The following is a 23,219-nucleotide window of genomic DNA, read 5'->3' as shown; positions in this document are numbered from 1 at the left end:
AATAAGTTCCCGTAGTTAATAACTCGGTTCCTGCATAAGCTGTTCCGCCTGTATTGGCGTTGTACCATTTTTTTGTTGCACCTGTAGCTAATGTTACCGCTAAATCATTTACTGTTTTGCCTTCAACTGAACAAAAAGTCTGCGCCGAAGCGATTGGAGCTGCCGGTGTTGGATTTACCGTCACAACTACTGGTTTTATATCTGAACAACCTGCAACTGTAGTAGCTTTAATATAATATGTTCCTGTAGTAGCTAATGTTGGTGTAGTGTAGGAAGTAGTCGCAGTTGAATTTGTCCAGTATGTAAAAGTCAAATTTGCCGAGCTTCCTGCCGTTACTGCCGGAAGTGTTAAATTTACTGTTGATGGTGAACAAACTGCTGCCGGATTATTAATAACAAGAGTGGGTAATGGATTAGGTGTTGTTGAAATACTAGCCGAATTATTTGCCGGATTACTATCTGTTGTTGTACCTGGCAATGCTGCGGTATTGGTATAATTTCCCGTAGCATTTACTTTAGCAATAATTTTTAAGGTTTCTACAATTCCTCCATTTACATCTCCAATACTCCAAACTCCGGTTCCTGAATTATAACTTCCGATTGACTGCGTAGCACTAACAAAAGCATAACCAGATGGAAGTAAATCATTAACAGAAACTCCCGTAGCATTATTAACACCTAAATTACTTAATTTAACCGTAAATTCTACATTAGATCCTACACACGGTGTAGCATTATCAACTGTTTTTGTAACCCCTAAGTCTGTACATAAAGTAACACTCACAGGTTTAGATTGTGCCTGAACGCCACAAGCTAAAGTTGAAGCAACTGAATATGATCCTGTTTTAGTAGCTGTATATGAATTTGAATTTGCACCTGTTATTGCGGTACCATTATAATACCATTGGTAAGGTTCAAAACCGGTAGGCGTTGTTAATGTTGCTGTATTATTGGTACATCCACCGCCAGCAACGTAGGTCATTGTAGGGTCTTCCGGCTGAGCAGCAAAATTAGAGAAAAATCCAGCCATCGAAAACCCACCATCTTGCTGCACTATCGAAACTGTTAATTTAGCACTACTTGCAATAGAAAGAACATCTGGGCCTCCAATTTGCTTGCTATTAAAATTAATTAAATACCAACCCGTTGAACCTATTTGATAACGAGCACCAACACCGGCTATATTTGCAATATTATTTCCGTTTACAGTAACAATTTCTGAAGCACTTCGTAAAAGAATATACCCAAAATAATCTAATGTTCCGGTACCATAATTTCTAAATTTTGCTGTTTCTATAAAATTAGATCCTCCACACTCAGACACTGGTGCTATTGTCGAAATATCAACCTCACATTTTTGTGCAGTCCCTGAATAAACAGCAACTTTTTTATCAGCCAGAATATGAGATGCAGTAAAACTTACATCTTTAACACCATTTATAAAAGTATAAAAGTTTCCTGCTTGTGCCAAAGTAACCGTTTTTGTTGACACTAATGTTCCGGTAGCTGAATATCCTTCTACTGTTAAAACTGTATTGTCTTTTGTAGCTACTACTGTAGTCTGTTCTGCTGTATTATTTCCTGTTCCCCGCTCAAGAAAATATTCGGTTCCCAGAACTGATTCAGGAGGAATCTGATTGAATGCCCCATCTCCACAACCATCAGGCGTATCTATCGCAGCCGATGTATTCATAACAGTTGGATTTGAAGATTCTACTAAAGTCCCAATTGGCGCCGTAAACAAATAACTTTGACCAGCATTTAAGGTTGTAGTTACAACATTATTTAATTTTACTGATGTACCATTACTAATCGCCATGATACTATAAATTGGACGCTGATCTCCATAACTGCTAAAATTGCCAAGCGATCCGTCTCTATAATATCCTACTCTGTATCTAATGCCTATTCCCGCATCGCCAAAACTTGTTAATGCAGCATTTCCTTTAATATCCTTATCAGTTCCATCACCTCCTAAAGCATCAGAAGCAATATTTCTTAAATTTATTGATATTGGTTTACTTCCTGTAACTATTAGACCCGCTGCATTCAAAACAGTACTTAATGTATATGCAGGTGCTGCTTTTGGAAGCCCTGCAAATCGATAAATTGCCGGATCACCTTTAATAGCAGTCAGTGAGTTTGTCACTAATGTACCGTCACTTTTTAATATTTCTATTGTTATCCTGGTTTCAGAATCTGTAGCGATTACAATTTCATTGGCTTTACTAAAGTACTGCCAGGGAGCCGGAGCGATATAATGTTTGGTGTAAAATTGAGCTGAAGCACTATAACCAATTAATAAAAAAAATAAAATAATAAGATTAGGCTTAAAAATTTTAAACCCATTAAAAGTAGAGTTATACATAAACAGACTCGGTATTAATTTGAGCAATAGAAATTATAGCTGAATTCCTTAAATCGGTTTTCAGATTATAGACGAGATACGAAAAAAGGGACGGGATAGATTTTAGATTGTCGAAAAAAGTTTTTTCAAAATCTTTATAAAAATAATGTAGCGTTTGAACCATAAATATCATCAGGCGCAAGACACAAAAATGTCTCTTAGTTAAATTAGTAGTTTTGGAGCCGCGAAAATATGCAAACCCCTATGTACTAACTAGTTTAGTCGTTAAACTACACGGATAAACGTTGAATTACACTTTTTAACGACTAAAATTAACGTTAGATGACAGAAAACATAACTATTCGGTAATAAAACCGTAGAAAATTCTTAATTTTTTAATGTATTGTCAGCATATTGAAGACTTGAAGACAAAAACATAAAAATCTTACAAAAAAAGCAAGTATAAGTAAAGTAGAAAATGTTGTTTTTAACACCTAAAAAACAAGTTAAAACATATAAAAAAATTATTCCAAAAATTTGACATTTCGCTTTAAACCCTCAAATTTGGTTCTTTTAATTGGGGAGTTTTTAAAAACTGCACGAAAAGTTTCTTCGGTAATTTCTATCCAGTCTTTTTTAGAAAAAGAAAGCAATTCAGAATTTGGATTAAATAATGGCTCCGAATGTGGTTTCGAAAACCTGTTCCACGGACAAACATCCTGACAAGTATCACAACCAAACATCCATTCATCAAATTTGCCCTTCATTTCATACGGAATATTTTCTTTAAGTTCGATTGTATAATAAGAAATACACTTACTTCCGTCGACTACATGAGGAGCAACAATTGCTTGTGTAGGGCAAGCATCGATACATGCTGTACAAGAACCACAATGATCAGTAGTAGCATGGTCATATTCTAACTCCAAATCAAGGATAAGTTCAGCAATAAAATAAAAAGACCCCACTTTTTGAGTGAGTAAATTACCGCTTTTACCAATCCAGCCCAAACCACTTTTAGCCGCCCAGGCCCTGTCTAAAACAGGTGCTGAATCAACAAAAGCACGACCGGAAACAGCACCAATATTTTCCTGAATGGAATGTAAAAATTCTTTTAGTTTTTCTTTAATAACAAAATGATAGTCCTGGCCATAAGCATATTTAGAGATCTTAAAACTCTCCTGACTTTGGGTTTCTTCCGGATAATAATTTAATAAAAGCGACACAACACTCTTTGCATCCTCTACAAGCAAAGTAGGGTCTAGCCGTTTGTCAAAATAGTTTTCCATATAGGCCATTTGGCCGTGATGGTTGTTATTCAGCCACTTTTCAAGACGTGGTGCTTCCTCTTCCAGAAATCCAGCTTTAGATATCCCACAAGAAAGAAAACCGAGTCGTTTTGCTTCGGATTTTATAAATTTCGAATATGTTTCTTTAGCATTAATTGTCATCTTTTACAGAATGAAACTTCTACACCAACTGGTTTTAATGTAATTAAGGGATTAAACTTCACACTAGCATTGCTGGATTTAATCACATATTGTTTAATAATATGAGCAAGTGTTAAACACATTTCATAAATAGCAAATCCCGAGCCAATACACATTCTTGGTCCTGCTCCAAAAGGATAGAAGTATTGCATCGACTGTTTTTTCTGTTCACCAAGAAATCTTTCAGGAATAAATTCATCCGGATTTTCCCAGTATTTTGGATTTCGATGCAACTCATAAAAAGAAACCCCAATTAGTGTTTCCTTTTTAATATGATAACCAGCAAGTATATCATCCGTAACATTCTGTCTATCGGTAATCCAGGCTGGAGGATACAAGCGCATTGATTCATTTAAAACTGCATTTGTATATGTCATTTTTTGAAGTTGCTCCACTATATCATTAGTTTGTGATTCAATTGCCACAATTTCATCGAATACTTTTTGCTGTATTTCAGGGTGCGTACCTAAAAGATGAAGCGTAAAAGTCAAAGCATTTGCTGTTGTTTCATGTCCTGCAATAAAGAGCACTTTAATTTCATCAACTAATTGCTTCACAGACATACCTTCTCCTGTATCCTCATATCGGGTTTCCAGAAGCATATTCAGCAGGTCGTTAATTTCTGTATTTGAGGAAACCCTATCTTCTATAATTTCCTTAATGATTTGATTATTTTCTTCGGCAAGTTCGAGATGTCTTTTAACTTGTCCGCTTAACGAAAACCACCATGCTTTGTGCGGAAGTCGGATTTCTTTAATTAAGAAATTCTGAACTTCCTCAATAATATATTTAATCCGATTTAATTTTTCATCAGAAATCGAAAGCTGAAATAATGATTTAGCCACAACATTAAACGCAAGCTGGCTCATGACAGGAAACAGATCAATTGGTTTATCTTCAACCAAAGCTTCTAATTCTGAAGCAATCGTTTGATTCATGTTTTCTACCAATTGATTCATCTTTTGCTTGTGAAATGCAGGCTGAATAAGTCTTCTTTGCTTTAGCCAAAAATCTCCATCAACGGTCAACAGTCCTTTTCCTAAATATTTAGAAAGATACACGGATTGAAACTTGGATTTATGATAATTCTTTTGGTTTTTCTGTAAAATATATTGGGCAATTTCATTATCCCTCGATAATATTATATGCTTAGAAACACCTATTTTAAGCGAAAAAGAATCTCCAAACTGATCAAAATATCTTTTATGAAACGGAATTGGATTTCTACGTACTCCTTCAGCATCCAGAAAAAATCTAAATATTGAAAGCCTGTTCGGGTAATTGTATTTTGTATCTTCAGACATTTTAAATCGAATTAAAATAATCCATCCTTAGTATGGGTGTTTATTTTTCTTGTTGATTAAATTTACTTATTATGCAGCTCAATCCATTCCGTAATATCTTTTATATTCTGAACTTCAGTTTCAGGCGTATTCATTCCAACATCATGTCCTTTACCATCTCTAATAATCAATTTTGCCTCCACCCCTTTTCTTTTCAATTCTATGTAAAGATTTTGAGATTGACTAACATTAACCACAGGATCAGCATCTCCATGTATCAATAATGTGGGCGTGTTTGAAATAGTACTAAAAGGACTTATTGCAATAAATTTGGGATTAGCTCCATTTGCATTAAATTTGGCTCCTGCCAGTTTTTCAATGACCTCCAAAAGACCGTTCTTTTTAAGAAACTCTAATATCTCCAAAGAATCTAATCTTGAAGGCGCGCAAAGTGCAGTTATAGACTTCATATTCTTATTGGTATAACCATATAACAATGCCAAATGTGCTCCAGCACTAATTCCAACGATATGATACCCATTTTTACTATAACCATATTTACCAGAAACATCTGAAACATAAGCAACAGCAGCTCCAATATCAGCTAATAAATCCCTGGCCGAAATCTTATCACTTACATAACGATAATCTACATTGGCCACGATAAATCCCTGATTGCATATATCCTGCGCATGTTTACCAGTGTATTCAAGTCCCCCCATTGACCAGGCTCCTCCATGAAGAAGTATAACAACAGGCAAATCATTCAAATTACCGGTAGGAATATAAAGATCCAAAACCTGTTGACGTGATTTTCCATAAGCAAGATGAGAAAAACATTTCGACTGTGCGAAAGAAGAGAAACAAGTAAATAGCAAAAGTAAAACGAAATGTTTCATGATGTGTCTTTAAAATAATCCGCCCTGAATATTAGTGTTTATTTTTCCCAGATGTTTATACGCTTTATCTGTTACTTCACGTCCACGCGGGGTACGCATAATAAACCCTTCCTGAATAAGGAACGGTTCATACACTTCCTCAATAGTTTCACTACTTTCCGAAACAGCAGTTGCCAAAGTTGAAAGTCCAACAGGTCCACCTTTGAATTTATTGATAATAGTCAACAAGATTTTATTATCCATTTCATCAAGACCATGGGCATCCACATTAAGTGCTTTTAAGGCATAACGAGCAATTTCAAGATCGATAGTTCCGTTTCCCTTTATCTGGGCAAAATCACGTACTCTGCGTAACAATGCATTTGCAATACGAGGTGTGCCACGACTTCTGCCTGCTATTTCAATAGCAGCATCTAACGAAATTGGCATTTTAAGAATTGACGAACTTCTTTCAACAATAGTAGTCAAAAGTTCCGTAGTATAATATTGCAATCGTGATGAAATTCCAAAACGTGCACGCATTGGTGCTGTTAACAACCCTGAACGGGTTGTAGCCCCAATTAAAGTAAAGGGATTTAAATTAATCTGAACCGTTCTGGCATTTGGTCCGGATTCAATCATGATATCAATCTTAAAATCTTCCATTGCCGAATATAAATATTCTTCAACAATTGGACTCAAACGATGAATCTCATCAATAAATAAAACATCTCTTTCATCAAGATTGGTAAGTAATCCAGCCAAATCTCCAGGTTTATCTAAAACAGGTCCTGAAGTGATTTTGATTCCTACTTCCAGTTCATTAGCCAAAATATTAGCTAAAGTCGTTTTTCCTAATCCGGGAGGCCCATGAAATAATGTATGATCAAGAGCTTCACCTCGTTGATTGGCTGCTGCAACAAAAACTTTCAAATTCTCTAAAACTTGATCTTGTCCCGCAAAATCATCAAACGACAGCGGACGCAATCTTTTTTCAAGATCTAATTCTTCTGGATTGTACCCATTTGTAGTGGGGTCTAGGTTCTCATTCATTTTACAAAGATAGGCAAAGTAATCAGTTTGTAAAATACATAAATTTGAAATAAAAAGTTCCAAACTCCAATAAGAATACTGAGCATTATGGAATCTGGAATTTCAGAATATTGAGAAAATGAATACTAAGTCACTTTTCGCAAAAACAAAAAAGGCTGTCTTTTCAGACAGCCTTTTTAAAATATTTTTAGTGGTGTAAAACTTCTTCACCTTCTTTCATCGGTACATTTTGCGGTACAAAATCTACATCATGATTTGGGTTACTGTAGTCATATGGCCAACGGTATACATGAGGGATTTCACCTGGCCAGTTCCCGTGAATATGTTCTACCGGAGTAGTCCACTCTAATGTTGTAGATTTCCATGGGTTTTGTACTGCTTTCTTACCATAGAAAATACTACTAAAGAAGTTGTACAAGAATACCAATTGGAATGCACCTCCTACAAGAGCAAATGTTGTAATTAAAACATTCACATTTTGTAAATCATCAAATAATGGGAAGTTTGTGTTTGTATAGTAACGTCTTGGTAAACCCGCTAATCCGATAAAGTGCATTGGGAAGAAAACTCCGTAAGCACAAACTGCTGTTACCCAAAAGTGAATGTAACCTAAGTTTTTATTTAACATTCTTCCGTACATTTTAGGGAACCAGTGGTAAATACCAGCAAACATTCCATAAAGTGCAGAGATACCCATTACTAAGTGAAAGTGAGCAATTACAAAGTAAGTATCGTGAACGTTAATATCTAAAGTACTATCTCCTAAAATGATTCCGGTTAAACCTCCAGTGATGAAAGTAGAAACCATTCCGATAGAGAATAACATTGCAGGGTTGAATTGTAGGTTACCTTTCCATAAAGTCGTAATCCAGTTAAACGCTTTTACAGCAGATGGAATCGCAATCAATAAAGTAGTAAAGGTAAATACAGATCCCAAGAAAGGATTCATACCCGAAATAAACATGTGGTGACCCCAAACGATCGTAGATAAAAATGCAATTGCAAGAACTGACATGATCATCGCTCTGTATCCGAAGATTGGTTTACGAGAGTTCGTAGCCATAATTTCAGAAACAAGTCCCATCGCTGGTAAGATTACGATATAAACCTCAGGGTGTCCTAAGAACCAGAATAAGTGTTCGAATAATACCGGAGAACCTCCCTGGTAATGTAAAACCTCTCCTGCAATATAAATATCAGATAAGAAGAATGAAGTACCAAAACTTCTGTCAAAAATCAATAATAAAGCTGCAGATAACAATACCGGGAACGAAATAACACCAATAATAGCAGTTACGAAAAATGTCCAGATTGTAAGTGGAAGTCTAGTCATAGACATTCCTTTAGTTCTTAAGTTGATAACAGTAACGATGTAATTTAAAGATCCCATTAAAGAAGATGCAATAAAGATAGCCATAGAAACTAACCATAAAGTCATACCTGTACCAGAACCTGGAATAGCTTGTGGTAAAGCACTTAACGGTGGATAAATTGTCCAACCTGCAGAAGCTGGTCCGGCTTCAACAAATAAAGAGCTTAACATGATTACAGCAGATAAGAAAAACAACCAGTATGAAATCATATTCATGAATCCGGAAGCCATATCTCTTGCTCCAATCTGAAGTGGAATAAGTAAGTTACTAAAAGTTCCACTCAAACCGGCTGTTAGTACAAAGAATACCATGATGGTACCATGAATTGTTACTAAAGCTAAATAAATATCGTTTGCCATTACACCATCTGGTGCAAATTTATCTCCTAATAAAACATTAAATATCTTGAAAGACTCTTCCGGCCATGCTAATTGCATTCTGAAAAGCAAGGACATTGCAATACCAATAATTCCCATAATAATACCGGTAATTAAGTATTGCTTAGCAATCATTTTGTGATCAATACTAAAAATATACTTAGTAATGAACGTGTCTTTATGATGATGTTCGTGCTCGTGATCGTGTCCGTGATCGTGATCGTGCGCTTCTGCTGACATATATGTGTACTTTAAATTTTCTTAATAAATATTATTTCATAGCAACTTTAGCTACAACTGCTTTAACAGTATCAATTACCGCCTTAACAGTATCTTTAGCTGTACTATCTGTAGTAGCTTTTGCTCCTTCAGCCGGTGCTTTAGCAGCAGCAGCCGCTTTAATATCCTGAGCTAAAGTAGTTTTTTCGCTTAACCATTTTTTATAATCTTCCGGAGTATCAACAACCACTTTCATTTGCATGTTGTAATGAGAAGCTCCACAAATTTTATTACATAATAATAAATAATCAAATGTATAAGGATCTAAAGCTGTACCACCTTTTGCAACTAACTCTACACTTTTTTCAGCTCTAAGTTTGTTGATGTTTGCAACTTTCTCGATCATAAAAGGTAATTCTCTGTATTCTGAAGTTGTATAAGTTGGAACAAAGGCAAACTCAGTAACCATACCCGGAACACAGTTCATTTGCGCTCTAAAGTGAGGCATATAAGCGGAGTGCAATACGTCTTGAGAACGCATTTTGAAATGTATTTTTTTCCCTTTTGGAATATGTAATTCAGAAACTACAATATCATCCTGAGCATTTGGATCAGACATATCAACTCCCAAAGTATTTACACCTTCAATCAAACGTACGTTAGCTTTCCCTAAAACATTATCCTGACCAGCGTATCTTGCAGTCCATTTAAATTGCTGAGCATATAATTCGATTTCAATTACATCTTCATCTTTGTCAACAAACATAATGTTGTTCCAGGCATACAATCCATAAAGAATTAAACAAGCTAAAACTACAGACGGAATAATACTCCAAATTGCTTCTAATTTATTACTATCAGCAAAGAATAATGCTTTTTTATCTTTATGACCTCTATTTTTAAAAGAGAACCAATACAATAAACCCTGAGTAATAACCTGTACTGTAAAAATTAAAACCCAGGTAATATTCATCAGACTGTCTACCAAAAGTCCATGTTCTGAAGCCGGAGTATGAAGTGCCAAATGCCCCCATTTTAGTAAACCGTAGATAGTAAATATATAAATGAAAGCCAAAAAGCCAAACATAATATATCCCTGAACATTATTATCATTATCTGATGCAACCTGAGAATCGTCCGAAGAAGATCCTACCTGAGTAAGATCAAATATCTTGGTCAATTGCCATAATGCAACTGCTAATAAAACTAAAACTATAATTACCAACAAACTTGTCATCTGTTTACTTCTTTAAATATTAATAATGAAAATGTTTACTTTCTTCAATGAAAGGATTTCTTTTTGCTAACAGAGGAGCTTTAGTTAATGCAGTAAATACAACAAAAATAAATAAACCTAAGAAGAAAAGAATAGATGCAATTTCAGGAACTCCAATAAACCATTTATCTCCAACTGTACCAGGCATAATCATATTAAAGAAATCAACATAGTGACCTAATAAAATTACAACACCAGCCATTACAATCACCCAGCTAAGGCGTTTGAAATCAGTATTGATTAATATTAATAATGGGAACACAAAGTTCATAACCACAGCACCAAAGAATGGTAAATTATATAATTGAATTCTTGTTACAAAGTAAGTAACCTCTTCCGGGATGTTTGCATACCAGATCAACATGAATTGAGAAAACCATAAGTAAGTCCAGAAAACACTGATACCAAACATAAATTTAGCTAAATCGTGAATGTGGCTTGTATTTACATATTCTAAATACCCTTTTGATTTTAAGTATACTGTAACTAATGCTATAGCAGTAATACCGCTTACAAAGAAAGAAGCAAATACATACCATCCAAATAAAGTACTGAACCAGTGTGGATCGATTGACATAATCCAGTCCCAAGACATAATAGACTCAGATACGATAAAGAATACTAAGAAACCAGCGGTTAACTTAAAGTTCTTTTTATAATACAAATCATCATTAGCATCATCCTGAGCTAAACAATTTTTTCTGGATTGATAACGATACAAATTCCACCCTACCAAAAAGATAGCAGCTCTAATAATCCAGAAAGTAAAATTTAAATAACCTGCTTTTCCAGCGATTATTTCATCATAATTAGGACTTTTTGGGTTTGTAACTCCTTCACCTAACCATACAAATATGTGATTAAAGTGTAATCCGCAAAGAATTAAAATGATAAAGAAAATAACAGAACCTACCGGCAAATAAGCGGTTATTCCCTGCATAACTCTAAATAAAACCGGAGACCAACCTGCCTGAGCAACTTGTTGAATAGCATAAAACGCTAAAGTTCCCATAGAAAGTAGTAAGAAGAAAATACACGCAACATATAAAGCTGACCACGGCTTATTTTGCAATTGGTGCAATACATGTGTTAGATGTTTTTCATGCTCATCAGCAGCATTAACTTTTGCATGCTCGCTACCTTTGTGCGAATCATGCGAAGCTTCGGCAGCTTCATGATGTCCAGCTTCTTGATGTGAAGTCTCCGCTGTTGCCTCATGTGCAGCACCATGAGATCCATGCTCATCCGCAGCTAGAATTTTTTCAACTTCTTGAATATCTTTAGGAGCAGTTAAAAAACCATATCCAATTCCTAATATACCAAGGGCCATTAGGATGATAGAAAAAGTTTTTAATTTACTTGAAAATGTATACATATCTATTACGATCAGTTTGTTCAACAATTATAATTGGCTTTTTAGTTTTAGAACATAGTCAGCAACTAACCAACGTTCGTGGGCACTTAATTGATTTGCATGTGAACCCATTGCATTTAAACCATAAGTTTCAACGTGAAAGATACTTCCTTCAGTAATAACTCTGTCTTTATAGCTAGGTACTCCAAGAAATTTTTCTCTTTCAACCAATTTACCTTTACCGTTTCCAGTTGCACCATGGCAGCTAATACAGTAAATTTCGAAAAGTTCTTTTCCTTTTCCGGAATTTCTTTCGATTGAATCCAAAGGTGATTTTAAATTAGCTTTAGCCAATTCATAACCAGCAGTTGAATTTTCATATTCATAAGGTTCAAAACCTCTATTAATACTTCCTTCTGCAGGAAGCTGTCCTTCTTTTCCTCCCTTAAATATTTTTGCTTCTGAATAAGTTTCATAACCTACAGACTCATACATATTTGGAAAATACTGATAGTTTGGTGCCGAATTATTGTGGCAAGATGAAACTAAAATAGTTATACCAACTAAAAGTGTTATTTTATATATCCTTTTCATAGCTACAATTAATTCTTTTCAATTACTTTAACTTCAACAGCGCCTGTACCTTCGAAAAAAGAAACTAGTTCTGCTTCGTTATCGTTTACAGCAACTTCCATTAAAAAATGGTCATCTGTTGTTCTTACATCAGGATTCTCAGCTTGTTTAAATGGCCATAATCTACTTCTCATATAAAAAGTAATAACCATTAAGTGGGCAGCAAAAAACACTGTCATTTCAAACATAATTGGCACGAATGCAGGCATATTCTGAATGAAACTAAAACTTGGTTTACCCCCAATATCTTGTGGCCAGTCATGAATCATGATATAACTCATCATGGTTGTAGCAACAGAAATACCAACACATCCATATAAAAATGCACAAATTGCTAATCTTGTTGGTGCTAAACCCATAGCTTTATCCAATCCGTGAACTGGGAATGGAGTAAAAACCTCTTCAATATGATGATGAGCAGCTCTGGTTTTCTTTACTGCATCCATCAAAATATCATCGTCATTATAAATGGCGTATATTACTTTATTACTCATGATGTGAATCTTTATTTGCTCTTTCTCTAATGTAATTATCTCCTGTTCCTTTCAAAATTGTTTTTACCTCTGCCTGAGCAATTACAGGGAATGTTCTAGAGTATAATAAAAACAATACGAAGAAGAAACCTATCGTTCCGATGAAAATTCCAATATCAACAAATGTTGGTGAGAACATTGTCCAAGAAGATGGAAGGTAATCTCTATGTAAAGAAGTAACAATAATTACGAATCTTTCAAACCACATTCCGATGTTTACAACGATCGAAATAATAAATGAAAACATGATACTTGTTCTTAATTTCTTGAACCACATAAATTGTGGAGAGAAAACGTTACAAGTCATCATCGACCAATATGCCCACCAGTAAGGTCCGGTAGCTCTGTTCAGGAATGCATATTGCTCATACTCTACTCCTGAATACCAAGCCACAAATAACTCAGTGATGTACGCTACCCCTACGATAGAACCAGTAATCATGATTACAATGTTCATTAATTCGATATGTTGTAGTGTAATATAGGCTTCAAGATTAGAAACTTTTCTCATAACGATCAACAATGTATTTACCATTGCAAATCCTGAGAATACCGCTCCGGCAACGAAGTACGGAGGGAAGATTGTGGTATGCCATCCAGGAATTACAGAAGTAGCAAAGTCCATAGATACAATCGTATGTACAGAAAGTACAAGAGGAGTAGCCAAACCAGCTAATACTAAAGATACTTCTTCAAAACGCTGCCAGTCTTTAGCTCTACCACTCCACCCAAAACTTAGGATAGAATATACTCGTTTATTAAAAGGTGTTATTGCTCTATCACGTAGCATTGCAAAATCAGGTAATAAACCAGTCCACCAGAAAACCAATGATACTGAAAGATACGTTGAAATCGCGAAAACGTCCCAAAGCAATGGTGAGTTAAAGTTTACCCATAATGATCCAAATTGATTTGGAATAGGTAAAACCCAGTATGCTAACCATGGACGTCCCATGTGAATAATTGGAAATAAACCTGCCTGAACTACCGAGAAGATAGTCATAGCTTCCGCAGAACGGTTAATTGCCATTCTCCAACGCTGACGGAAAAGTAATAATACCGCAGAAATTAATGTTCCGGCGTGACCAATACCAACCCACCAAACGAAGTTCGTGATATCCCAGGCCCAACCAACTGTTTTATTTAATCCCCATGTTCCAATACCGGTAGATACGGTGTAAATTATACAACCTAACCCCCAAAGGAAGGCTATTAATGCGATTGAAAATACAATCCACCAATGTTTGTTTGCCGGACCTTCAACAGGTGCAGCTACATCTACAGTTACATCGTGATAAGATTTATCACCTATAACTAAAGGTTTTCTAATGGGTGCTTCGTAGTGAGACGACATAATCCTTTATATGTTTCTTAATTAATAATTTATTCTAAGTATTTCTAACTTTAACGTGGTAAACCACATTAGGTTTTGTTCCAACATGCTCCAATAAGTGGTATGATCTATCATCAGCAGCTAATTTAGCCACTTTACTTTCAGCATCATTAACATCACCAAATATCATTGCTCCTGAAGAACAAGCATTTGAACATGCTGTCTGGAATTCACCATCAGCAACCGGACGACCTTCATTTTTAGCTTTTAGCTTAGTCGCCTGTGTCATTTGGATACACATAGAACATTTTTCCATAACTCCACGAGAACGAACGTTTACGTCTGGGTTTAATACCATACGTCCTAAATCATCATTCATATGGTAATCGAATTCACTGTTTTTGTTGTACAAGAACCAGTTAAAACGACGTACTTTATATGGACAGTTGTTTGCACAATAACGAGTACCAACACATCTGTTGTATGCCATATGATTTTGACCTTCACGACCGTGAGATGTTGCAGCAACCGGACAAACTGTTTCACAAGGTGCGTGATTACAGTGTTGACACATTACTGGTTGGAAAGAAACTTGTGGATTATCTCCTGCTTTTTCCATTTCATTAAATGTAGATAATGAACTAGACAAACCAGCGATTTCCTCTTTTCTTTTATTATCACCTTCAAAAGTACTTTCAGAAGAATAGTATCTGTCAATACGCAACCAGTGCATATCACGGCTTCTTCTTACCTCTGCTTTACCTACAACTGGTACGTTGTTTTCAGCGTGACAAGCAATAACACATGCTCCACAACCTGTACAAGCGTTTAAGTCAATAGAAAGGTTAAAGTGATGTCCTGTAGAACGATCAAATGATTCCCATAAATCAACAGTTGTAGCTTTTACTTCTTCGTGATCCAAAGATACCATTGGTTGTTCGTTCCAATGTTCCGGATCCTCAGAATTAAAGATGTTAAGAGAAGTTTCTTTTATAATATCTCCTCTTCCCATTAATGTTTTCTGTCCCTGAACACAAGCGAACTCATGAACTCCATTTGCTTTCGCAATAGTAACAGATTGAACACTATTGAAATTTTTATATAAAGTGTAAGCATTTAAACCTACTACCATTTCTTCTTTTAGAGCAGCCTTACGACCATAACCCAATGCCAAACCAACAGTACCAACGGCTTGTCCCGGCTGAACAATTACCGGTACATTTTCTAATTTTGTACCATCAGCAGTAGTAATTGTAGCATAACTTCCGTTTAAACCTCCGTTTGCAACAATTTCATTTGTTAAGCCAATTTTTTTAGCATCAGCATTCGAAACAGTCACATAGTTATCCCAAGAAACTCTTGTGATTGGATCCGGAAACTCTTGCAACCAAGGATTGTTTGCTTGTTGACCGTCACCCAAACCTGTTTTCGTATACAATACCAATTCGAATTCTCCTACAGATTTTGATTTTGCAAGAGCATTTGCAGCAGTTGCATAATCAACAGATCCAGCAGATAAAGCCGATGAACCCATTACAAAAACACCATCATGTAAAACTTTATTCCAGGAAGAACCTGTAATTACTGAAGCTGAATTCGCTTTAATGTAATCATAGAAATTTCCAGGAGTTCCGTTTAATGATAGTAAAATATCTTGAAATTGTTTTGTATTGAATATAGGACGAATAGTTGGCTGAGTTAAACTATAAGTTCCTTTTGTAATTACAACATCTCCCCAAGCCTCTAAATAATGAGGTACCGGCGCAGCAATTGTAGTTATAGATGCCGTTTCATCTTCTTTTAAAGAAAAAGCAACTGACGTTTTTACTTTTTTCAATCCAGCTACAAAAGAAGCTGAATCAGCTAAAGTATAAACCGGATTAATTCCGCTCATGATCAAAGTATGAACACTTCCAGCATTCATGTCTTTTACCAATTGAGATACAACTGCATTAGATCCTTTTCTAATTTGTCTTGTACCAACTGTATTAAAAGCTTCACTAGCCAACACCTGGTTGATCGCTAAAACTAATAATTGAGCATTTTTATCTTCAAGTCCTGAAACTAAAACTCCTTTAGAACCGGCAAGTTTTAAGTCATGAATAGCTTTAGCTACTTCAGCTTTAAACTTAGAATCTAAAGAATTAGCAACAGAAGAACCTGTAATATTATTATAAATTTCTACCAAAGCTTGTTTTTGATTTGCAGCATTCATAGGAATACGCTTATCAGCAGAAGCTCCGGACAATGTCATATTTGATTCAAACTGAAAATGACGAGACATTTTTTTAGACCCGGTAGGCCCTGACGGAATTCTACCTTGTGCATATCCTGCATCATATCCTCCACCTTGCCAATCACCTAAGAAATCAGCTCCAATAGAAACAATTACAGAAGCTTTTGAAAAATCATAATCAACAAGAGCTCTTTCTCCGTAAACTGTTTCAAATGCATCTAATGCGTCAGATGAAGAAACTGCATCATAGACAACATGTTTTACATTAGGGTTTTTAGCGATAAATTCACCAATTAATTTTTCAGTAGACGGACTCGCTAAAGTATTTGTCAACAATACCACTTGCCCACCTTTTGCTTTTGCATCAGCAAGACTTGATTTAATTTTCAAATCAACAGCAGACCAGCTACTATTTTTTCCATCCAATTTTGGTTCTTTCAAACGCATACTATCATATAGTGATAATATAGACGCATGAATTCTAGCATTGGCTGAAAACTTAGCTCCAGAAATAGTATTGTTATCAATTTTAATTGGACGACCCTCACGAGTTTTTACCAAAAGGTTAGCAAAATCGAAACCATCAAAAACAGTAGTTGCATAATAATCTGCAACACCAGGAATGATTTGTTCCGGTTGTAACACATAAGGGATAGACTTGTGAACAGGACCTTCGCAGGCAGCAAGTGTAACAGCTGCAGTACTAAATCCTACGTACTTTAAAAAGTCACGACGTGAAGTTCCAGATGAAGCTAAAGCATCTGCATTTCCTAAGAATTCTTCAGTAGGAATTTCTTCAACAAATTCGTTATTTCTAAGCGCCTCAACAATAGAACCATTCTCTAGTTCTTCAACACTTTTCCAGTATTTTTTGTTTGATGACATTGTATATAAATATTAAAATCTTAATAATTCGATTAATAGTGGCATTTACCGCATTCTAAACCTCCCATTTGCGCTGCAGTTAATTTCTCTACACCGTATTTTTTAGAAAGTTCAGCATGAATTTTATCGTAATATGCATTTCCTTCCATCTTAACATCAGTTTTTCTATGGCAATCAACACACCATCCCATTGTTAATTTAGAGTACTGCTTCATGATTTCAAATTCTTGCACCGGACCATGACAAGTCTGACATTCAACTCCTGCAACAGAAACGTGCTGAGAGTGGTTGAAGTAAACAAAATCAGGAAGATTATGAATACGAACCCATTTTACAGGCTGCGTTTTTCCAGTATATGCTTGTTTGGTTTTATCCCAACCCACTGCATCATACAATTTTTGGATCTGAGCATCGTAAAATGCTTTGCTGTACTCAGGAGTAGCTGTAGTTTCCGCAACTTCAGAAATATTTTTATGACAGTTCATACAAACGTTCAAAGATGGAATACCAGCATTTTTACTTACACGAGCAGCAGAGTGGCAATATTTACAATTGATCTCGTTATCTCCAGCGTGGATTTTATGAGAATAATGAATTGGCTGAATTGGCTCATAATTTTGATCAACACCAACTTGCATCAAGAAAGCGTATACAAAGTAACCACTTGCCAAAAGCAAAAAGATAGAAGTAACTAAAACTAAAAATTGATTCTTAGCAAAAGCTTTCCAGATTGGAGTCCTTGCTTCTTTAGGCCCAACTACAATACCATTGTTACCAGCAACTTTAGTCAACACTTTGTTCACCATGAACAACATCACAACTAAAATAGCCATTACAAGGGCAAGAGCCCCTAATATAATATTATTAGAAATCCCACTTCCTCCTTCTTGAGGACCACTAGGTAACTTTTCAGCTACAGTACCGACTGGAGGCCCCGGTTTTTCAGTAGAAGTATAAGCGATAATATTATCAATATCACCAGTAGACAATTGAGGAAAAGAAGTCATTACAGACTTATTGTTTTCTTCAAAAAGTTTCACCGCTACAGGGTCACCTGATTTAATAACTTCAGAACTGTTATGAACCCACTTGTAGATCCAAGCCATTTCGTGCTTAGCAGCAACTCCCCTTAAAGCAGGACCTGTTGATTTAGCATCTAATTTGTGACATGCAGCGCAATTTGCATTAAAAAGTTCTTTCCCTTTTACTGGATCACCACCTGCAGCGGCAGCCGGAGCAGCAGCTTCAGGCGCCGCCGGAGCAGCAGCTTGTTGAGCAAATGAAGTTAGGGAGAAAATTAGCGTTAGCGATAAGCTAAGGAGCAATTTTCTTGAGATCGAATTATGGTTACCCACCTTTTTCATATAGTATAATAATTATCTACTAATTTTTGGTATGATTTTTTCTGTAATAAATCAGACAAAAAATTAATACCTTCTTTTAAAACTTGCACAAAAATACGACTTATGAACTATTCTCAAAACCTTAAAATACTCTTAAATATCAATTTATATCAATTCTAAATAATATTAAAATTTTTGATACAATTTTTAAATACTACTTTTGCATAAAAACCATCACATTATGAGAATTTTAACCTACTCAAAAAGAGTTTTCTTAACATTAACAATGTTCACTTTAGCCCATAACATTCATGCTCAAGACCAAAATTTAACACTGAATCAGGATCCTAAATTTGAGCAATTATTGAACGACAAACGCAAAATTAACACATCAATAAGTACAAATGACACTTATAAAATTCAAATCTTTAGTGGTAAAAGCGAAGAGGCAAAAAAAACACTAGCCGATTTTAAAAGAGAATATACAACTATTGACGGAACGATAATTTTCAACACTCCAAACTATAAAGTAATGGTTGGCAATTTTAAAACACGAATAGAGGCTGAACGCAATTTAGCAGACATCAAAAAGAGATACAAAAGTGTTTTTTTAATCAAACCGGGCAAATAAAACGATTGCTAAAACATATGCAAAAAGCGAGATTTGATCTCGCTTTTTTTTGTGCCAAACTATAGTACCAAACTCATCACAACACACTATTTGGGCAGCAGTATTTTTACCCTGAAAACTTACCGGACAACACTGCATAAACATCACTAATTCACAAAATACAACACTAAAAACACCCCAATTCGTAACTACCCACTACAACCTTAAAAAACAACTTGTTTTCACCCCCCAAACAGTCGATAATTAATAATAAAGACTAATCTTTATCCTTCATCCTAAATCAAAAAAACACTTACAAAACAATAAGAAAAATCATTTTTAAAATCAAAATTCCAAAAATAAAAAAAGCCCCCATTGGGGCTTTTGAATACAGCAACTATATTAATTCACAAAATACAATCTAGTTCACAACCTTAATTCCATTCGCTAAAAATCTTATTTCTTCTTTTGGAAAAGTAATTGCATCTATTTCAGACTGGGCTTTTTTAGCATCTTTAGCATAATGTTTTAACTCCTCAACAGAGGTAATTTTCTTTTCAGCATTACCTTCTAAAACGACATTTTTTCCTTTTAATGCAGTAGGCACAAAAAAAGCATAATCCTTCATTTTCACAAAAAAAGACGAGCCATTTTCTGTTTTAATAGTCACCCAGCATCCTCTTTTTTCACAAACATCAGTCACCTCTCCTTTTACAGTAACACTTTCAAGTTTCTTGGCATCCTTTAATTTATCTTCTAATTTCTCCACTGAAATAGCCTTACCCCGAGAAACTTCAGATACATCTTCACCATAGTAATCTCCCACTTCGGCATTACCCTTTGGCGGCGACTTTTTCTCCACTGCTTCCTGAGCAAAACTCATTGTAGAAATACTTATAAAAAAAACAATGCCGTAAATTAATCGTTTCATGTTTAAATAATTTTTCCAAAAATAACATTAAAATCTGAAATAAATAAAACATACTTTCAATTACAAGTTTTATCGCTGAACTACACGCTAAAACACAGGCATAAAAAAAGTCCCAATTCTCATTGGGACTTCTAAATATTTTGATTAAAAAATACTATTTCAATTTCTTTTTAATTGCAACTTCATGGTATGCCTCAATAACATCTCTTTCTTCGATGTCGTTGTAGCCTTTAATCTGGATACCACAATCATAACCTTTAGAAACTTCTTTGACATCATCTTTGAAACGTTTCAATGCTACAAGTTCTCCTGTATGCACTACAACCCCTTCTCTGATAACTCTAATTTTAGAAGTTCTCATAATTTTACCATCCATTACCATACATCCCGCAATAGAACCCACTTTAGAAATTTTGAAGATCTCACGGATCTCAGCAGTTCCTAAAATTTCTTCTTTCATTTCCGGAGCTAACATTCCCTCCATTGCATCTTTCAAGTCATCGATAGCTGCATAGATAATAGAGTAGTAACGGATATCGATTTCCTCTTTATCAGCAAGTTGTCTTGCATTTCCGGCAGGACGAACGTTAAATCCGATAATGATCGCATCAGATGCTGAAGCCAACATAACGTCAGTTTCAGTAATTGCACCAACTCCTTTATGGATAATATTAATCTGAACCTCTTCAGTAGAAAGTTTAGAGAACGAATCTGATAATGCCTCAACAGATCCATCAACGTCTCCTTTAAGGATTACATTCAATTCTTTAAACTGACCAAGTGCAATACGACGACCGATTTCATCAAGTGTAATATGACGCTGTGTACGTACAGATTGTTCACGCATTAATTGAGAACGTTTAGACGCAATTTGTTTTGCTTCTTTTTCATCTTCAAATACATTAAACTTATCACCTGCAGTTGCCGCACCATCTAAACCTAATACTGATACCGGAGTCGAAGGACCTGCTTCCTTAACAATATGCCCACGTTCGTCATGCATGGCTTTAATTTTACCATGATGCTTACCTGCCAACATATAATCCCCAACTTTTAAAGTTCCGTGTTGAACTAAAATAGTTGATACATATCCTTTTCCTTTATCTAAGAAAGCCTCAACCACAGTTCCCTGAGCTGCTTTGTTAGGATTTGATTTTAAATCTAAAATCTCAGCTTCTAATAAAACTTTCTCTAATAATTCTTTTACTCCTGTTCCAACTTTTGCAGAAATATCATGTGACTGAATTTTCCCACCCCAATCTTCAACAAGTAAATTCATCCCAGCCAAACGCTCTTTGATTTTTTCAACATTAGCATTTGGTTTATCAATTTTATTGATTGCAAATATAATTGGTACTCCCGCCGCTTGTGCGTGAGAAATTGCTTCTTTTGTTTGTGGCATGATATCATCATCCGCAGCTACTACAATAATAGCAATATCGGTAACCTGAGCTCCACGTGCACGCATCGCGGTAAACGCCTCGTGACCCGGTGTATCTAAGAATGCGATTTTTTGACCATTATCTAAAGTTACTCCGTATGCCCCAATGTGTTGTGTAATACCTCCGGACTCACCAGCGATAACATTTTCTTTACGGATATAATCCAGTAAAGATGTTTTACCGTGATCGACGTGACCCATTACAGTAACGATTGGCGCTCTGACTACTAAATCTTCTTCTTTATCTTCAATTACCTCAATAGCATCTTCGATATCAACTGTAATAAACTCAACTTCGTAACCAAATTCATCTGCTACAATAGTTAATGTTTCAGCATCTAAACGCTGGTTCATGGTTACCATGATACCAAGAGACATACAAGTTCCAATTACTTTAGTAATCGGCACATCCATCATGATTGCAATTTCACCTACAGTAACAAATTCCGTAACTTTAATCGTTTTACTTCCTTCATCAATTGCTCTTTGCTCTTCATCAGATTTCTGACGGTGCGTATCTCTTTTATCTCTTCTGTATTTAGCCGCTTTTGATTTTCCACCTTTACCCTGAAGTTTTTCAAGAGTCTCTCTAATTTGGTTTTTTACTTCCTCTTCAGTAGGCTCAACTTTAGCCACAATTGCAGGACGATTCCCTTTTACAAAACCAGGTCTGGCACTTCTGTTAGCATTAAAACCTCCACCACCAGTATTTGGTGTAATTTTATTAGGGTTTGGAGTACCCGGCGCATTCCCTGTAGCAGTTTTAGGTGCACCTGGTGTTCCAGGTTTAGGAGCAATTCTTTTACGCTTATTTTTATTAGCGTTATTATTTGCTCCCGGAGCTCCCGGCTTATTAGGCGTGATTTTCGGATCTTCTTTCTTTTTCTTTGGTTTATTAAATTGAGATAAATCAATAGTTTGCCCAGTAAGAGTAGTTCCCGATAATTTTTGATATTGCGTAGTGATTGTTTCCTCAGCAGTCGTAGGATCAGTTGACACAACCGGCTCCTGGGCCACTTTTGGAGTCTCCACTTTTACTTCTTTTTTCTCTGTAATAATAGGCTTTTCTACCTTCTTCTCTTCAGCTACAACAGGAACAACAACCGGCTCCGGCTGTACAATTTCTTTTTGAACAGGTTTTTCTGGTTGAGTTGGAGTAACAACTACTTTTGGTTCTTCAGCTTTAACTGCCGGTTCCTCAGAAGGAGTAGAAACAACTGTAGGTTTCTTTGGATTTAAATCAATTTTACCTACCTGAACAGGCCCAGTCACAACAGCTCTCGCTTTTATGATTTCTTGTTGCTTTTGACGTTCTTCGTCTTGTCTGCGTTTGTCTTCAATTTCTTTCTCACGTTCAACACGTAAAGCTTCTTTTTCTTTTCTTTTTTCTTCTCCTACCTCTTTAGAAGCTTCCTTGTTCCCCTTATCGCCCGCAAATTGGCTTTGTAGGATATTAAATTCGCTATCAGAAATTTTCGCATTTGGATTTGCATCAATAGCAATTCCCTTATCTTTTAGATAATCAACAGCTCTTTCTAACGAAATATTTAATTCCCTTAAAACCTTGTTTATTCTTATTACTCTCTCTTCAGACATATAACCTTTTTATTATTACCTTTTTCGT

Annotated in this window: 15 protein-coding genes and 1 pseudogene; 1 reads left to right on the top strand and 15 read right to left on the bottom strand. The window is 35.6% G+C overall.

Features of this window, described 5'->3' with window-relative positions:
• From ACHRWY_RS22665 to ACHRWY_RS22605, 13 genes and pseudogenes are all read right to left on the bottom strand, one after another.
• Window positions 1-2,368, bottom strand: a pseudogene (locus ACHRWY_RS22665) (hypothetical protein); the annotation flags it as partial.
• A 503-nt stretch (window positions 2,369-2,871) separates the two neighbouring features.
• Window positions 2,872-3,798 (bottom strand): tRNA epoxyqueuosine(34) reductase QueG, encoded by a 927-nt coding sequence (gene queG / locus ACHRWY_RS22660; RefSeq protein ID WP_395357662.1) that lies wholly within the window; start codon window positions 3,796-3,798, stop codon window positions 2,872-2,874.
• On the bottom strand, window positions 3,795-5,141 hold the full coding sequence (locus tag ACHRWY_RS22655) for a cytochrome P450 (protein ID WP_395357661.1): 1,347 nt from the start codon (window positions 5,139-5,141) through the stop codon (window positions 3,795-3,797). Before ACHRWY_RS22655 ends, queG begins: the two co-directional genes overlap by 4 nt.
• 62 nt (window positions 5,142-5,203) lie before the next feature.
• Window positions 5,204-6,019 carry a prolyl oligopeptidase family serine peptidase gene (locus tag ACHRWY_RS22650; RefSeq protein WP_395357660.1) on the bottom strand — a complete coding sequence of 272 codons (816 nt, stop codon included), beginning with the start codon at window positions 6,017-6,019 and terminating at the stop codon, window positions 5,204-5,206.
• 9 nt (window positions 6,020-6,028) lie between these two features.
• Complete coding sequence (ruvB, locus tag ACHRWY_RS22645) at window positions 6,029-7,051, bottom strand: Holliday junction branch migration DNA helicase RuvB (RefSeq protein ID WP_055096839.1); 1,023 nt, start codon at window positions 7,049-7,051, stop codon at window positions 6,029-6,031.
• Between the two features lie 187 nt (window positions 7,052-7,238).
• On the bottom strand, window positions 7,239-9,041 hold the full coding sequence (locus ACHRWY_RS22640) for a cbb3-type cytochrome c oxidase subunit I (protein WP_055096842.1): 1,803 nt from the start codon (window positions 9,039-9,041) through the stop codon (window positions 7,239-7,241).
• Window positions 9,042-9,072: 31 nt separating this feature from the next.
• Window positions 9,073-10,257, bottom strand: a complete 1,185-nt coding sequence (locus tag ACHRWY_RS22635) for a cytochrome c oxidase subunit II (protein WP_395357659.1) — start codon at window positions 10,255-10,257, stop codon at window positions 9,073-9,075.
• A gap of 19 nt (window positions 10,258-10,276) precedes the next feature.
• Window positions 10,277-11,671, bottom strand: a complete 1,395-nt coding sequence (locus ACHRWY_RS22630; RefSeq protein WP_395357658.1) for a quinol:cytochrome C oxidoreductase — start codon at window positions 11,669-11,671, stop codon at window positions 10,277-10,279.
• A gap of 27 nt (window positions 11,672-11,698) precedes the next feature.
• Window positions 11,699-12,244, bottom strand: coding sequence for a c-type cytochrome (locus ACHRWY_RS22625; RefSeq protein ID WP_395357657.1), 546 nt, complete (start codon window positions 12,242-12,244; stop codon window positions 11,699-11,701).
• Between the two features lie 8 nt (window positions 12,245-12,252).
• On the bottom strand, window positions 12,253-12,777 hold the full coding sequence (locus ACHRWY_RS22620) for a DUF3341 domain-containing protein (protein ID WP_056245298.1): 525 nt from the start codon (window positions 12,775-12,777) through the stop codon (window positions 12,253-12,255).
• Entirely contained in the window at window positions 12,770-14,170 is a 1,401-nt protein-coding gene (nrfD, locus tag ACHRWY_RS22615; RefSeq protein ID WP_089048078.1) for an NrfD/PsrC family molybdoenzyme membrane anchor subunit, read from the bottom strand. The genes ACHRWY_RS22620 and nrfD overlap by 8 nt, the downstream gene beginning before the upstream one ends.
• A gap of 34 nt (window positions 14,171-14,204) precedes the next feature.
• A complete protein-coding gene (locus tag ACHRWY_RS22610) occupies window positions 14,205-17,270 on the bottom strand; it encodes a TAT-variant-translocated molybdopterin oxidoreductase (protein WP_395357656.1) in 3,066 nt (1,021 codons plus the stop codon).
• 32 nt (window positions 17,271-17,302) lie between these two features.
• Window positions 17,303-18,634 (bottom strand): cytochrome c3 family protein, encoded by a 1,332-nt coding sequence (locus ACHRWY_RS22605; RefSeq protein WP_395357655.1) that lies wholly within the window; start codon window positions 18,632-18,634, stop codon window positions 17,303-17,305.
• A 220-nt stretch (window positions 18,635-18,854) separates the two neighbouring features.
• Here ACHRWY_RS22605 and ACHRWY_RS22600 point away from each other — a divergent pair, with 220 nt between their 5' ends.
• Window positions 18,855-19,244: an SPOR domain-containing protein gene (locus tag ACHRWY_RS22600; RefSeq protein WP_395357654.1), complete on the top strand. Its 390-nt coding sequence runs from the start codon at window positions 18,855-18,857 to the stop codon at window positions 19,242-19,244.
• Window positions 19,245-19,644: 400 nt separating this feature from the next.
• On the opposite strand, the gene ACHRWY_RS22595 is transcribed toward ACHRWY_RS22600, so the two are convergent.
• Window positions 19,645-20,154: a DUF4920 domain-containing protein gene (locus ACHRWY_RS22595; protein ID WP_395357653.1), complete on the bottom strand. Its 510-nt coding sequence runs from the start codon at window positions 20,152-20,154 to the stop codon at window positions 19,645-19,647.
• A 154-nt stretch (window positions 20,155-20,308) separates the two neighbouring features.
• Window positions 20,309-23,191 carry a translation initiation factor IF-2 gene (infB, locus tag ACHRWY_RS22590; protein WP_395357652.1) on the bottom strand — a complete coding sequence of 961 codons (2,883 nt, stop codon included), beginning with the start codon at window positions 23,189-23,191 and terminating at the stop codon, window positions 20,309-20,311.
• Window positions 23,192-23,219 lie beyond the last annotated feature (28 nt).

Source organism: Flavobacterium sp. FlaQc-48 (assembly GCF_044007335.1).
Classification (GTDB): Bacteria; Bacteroidota; Bacteroidia; order Flavobacteriales; family Flavobacteriaceae; genus Flavobacterium.
Note: the sequence above shows the minus strand (reverse complement) of the source record. Positions and strands in the feature narration are given on the sequence as shown.

Coding starts and splice junctions, on each gene's coding strand:
- queG (WP_395357662.1), bottom strand. CDS start 3,798: ATGACAATTAATGCTAAAGAAACATATTCGAAATTTATAAAATCCGAA.
- ACHRWY_RS22655 (WP_395357661.1), bottom strand. CDS start 5,141: ATGTCTGAAGATACAAAATACAATTACCCGAACAGGCTTTCAATATTT.
- ACHRWY_RS22650 (WP_395357660.1), bottom strand. CDS start 6,019: ATGAAACATTTCGTTTTACTTTTGCTATTTACTTGTTTCTCTTCTTTC.
- ruvB (WP_055096839.1), bottom strand. CDS start 7,051: ATGAATGAGAACCTAGACCCCACTACAAATGGGTACAATCCAGAAGAA.
- ACHRWY_RS22640 (WP_055096842.1), bottom strand. CDS start 9,041: ATGTCAGCAGAAGCGCACGATCACGATCACGGACACGATCACGAGCAC.
- ACHRWY_RS22635 (WP_395357659.1), bottom strand. CDS start 10,257: ATGACAAGTTTGTTGGTAATTATAGTTTTAGTTTTATTAGCAGTTGCA.
- ACHRWY_RS22630 (WP_395357658.1), bottom strand. CDS start 11,671: ATGTATACATTTTCAAGTAAATTAAAAACTTTTTCTATCATCCTAATG.
- ACHRWY_RS22625 (WP_395357657.1), bottom strand. CDS start 12,244: ATGAAAAGGATATATAAAATAACACTTTTAGTTGGTATAACTATTTTA.
- ACHRWY_RS22620 (WP_056245298.1), bottom strand. CDS start 12,777: ATGAGTAATAAAGTAATATACGCCATTTATAATGACGATGATATTTTG.
- nrfD (WP_089048078.1), bottom strand. CDS start 14,170: ATGTCGTCTCACTACGAAGCACCCATTAGAAAACCTTTAGTTATAGGT.
- ACHRWY_RS22610 (WP_395357656.1), bottom strand. CDS start 17,270: ATGTCATCAAACAAAAAATACTGGAAAAGTGTTGAAGAACTAGAGAAT.
- ACHRWY_RS22605 (WP_395357655.1), bottom strand. CDS start 18,634: ATGAAAAAGGTGGGTAACCATAATTCGATCTCAAGAAAATTGCTCCTT.
- ACHRWY_RS22600 (WP_395357654.1), top strand. CDS start 18,855: ATGAGAATTTTAACCTACTCAAAAAGAGTTTTCTTAACATTAACAATG.
- ACHRWY_RS22595 (WP_395357653.1), bottom strand. CDS start 20,154: ATGAAACGATTAATTTACGGCATTGTTTTTTTTATAAGTATTTCTACA.
- infB (WP_395357652.1), bottom strand. CDS start 23,191: ATGTCTGAAGAGAGAGTAATAAGAATAAACAAGGTTTTAAGGGAATTA.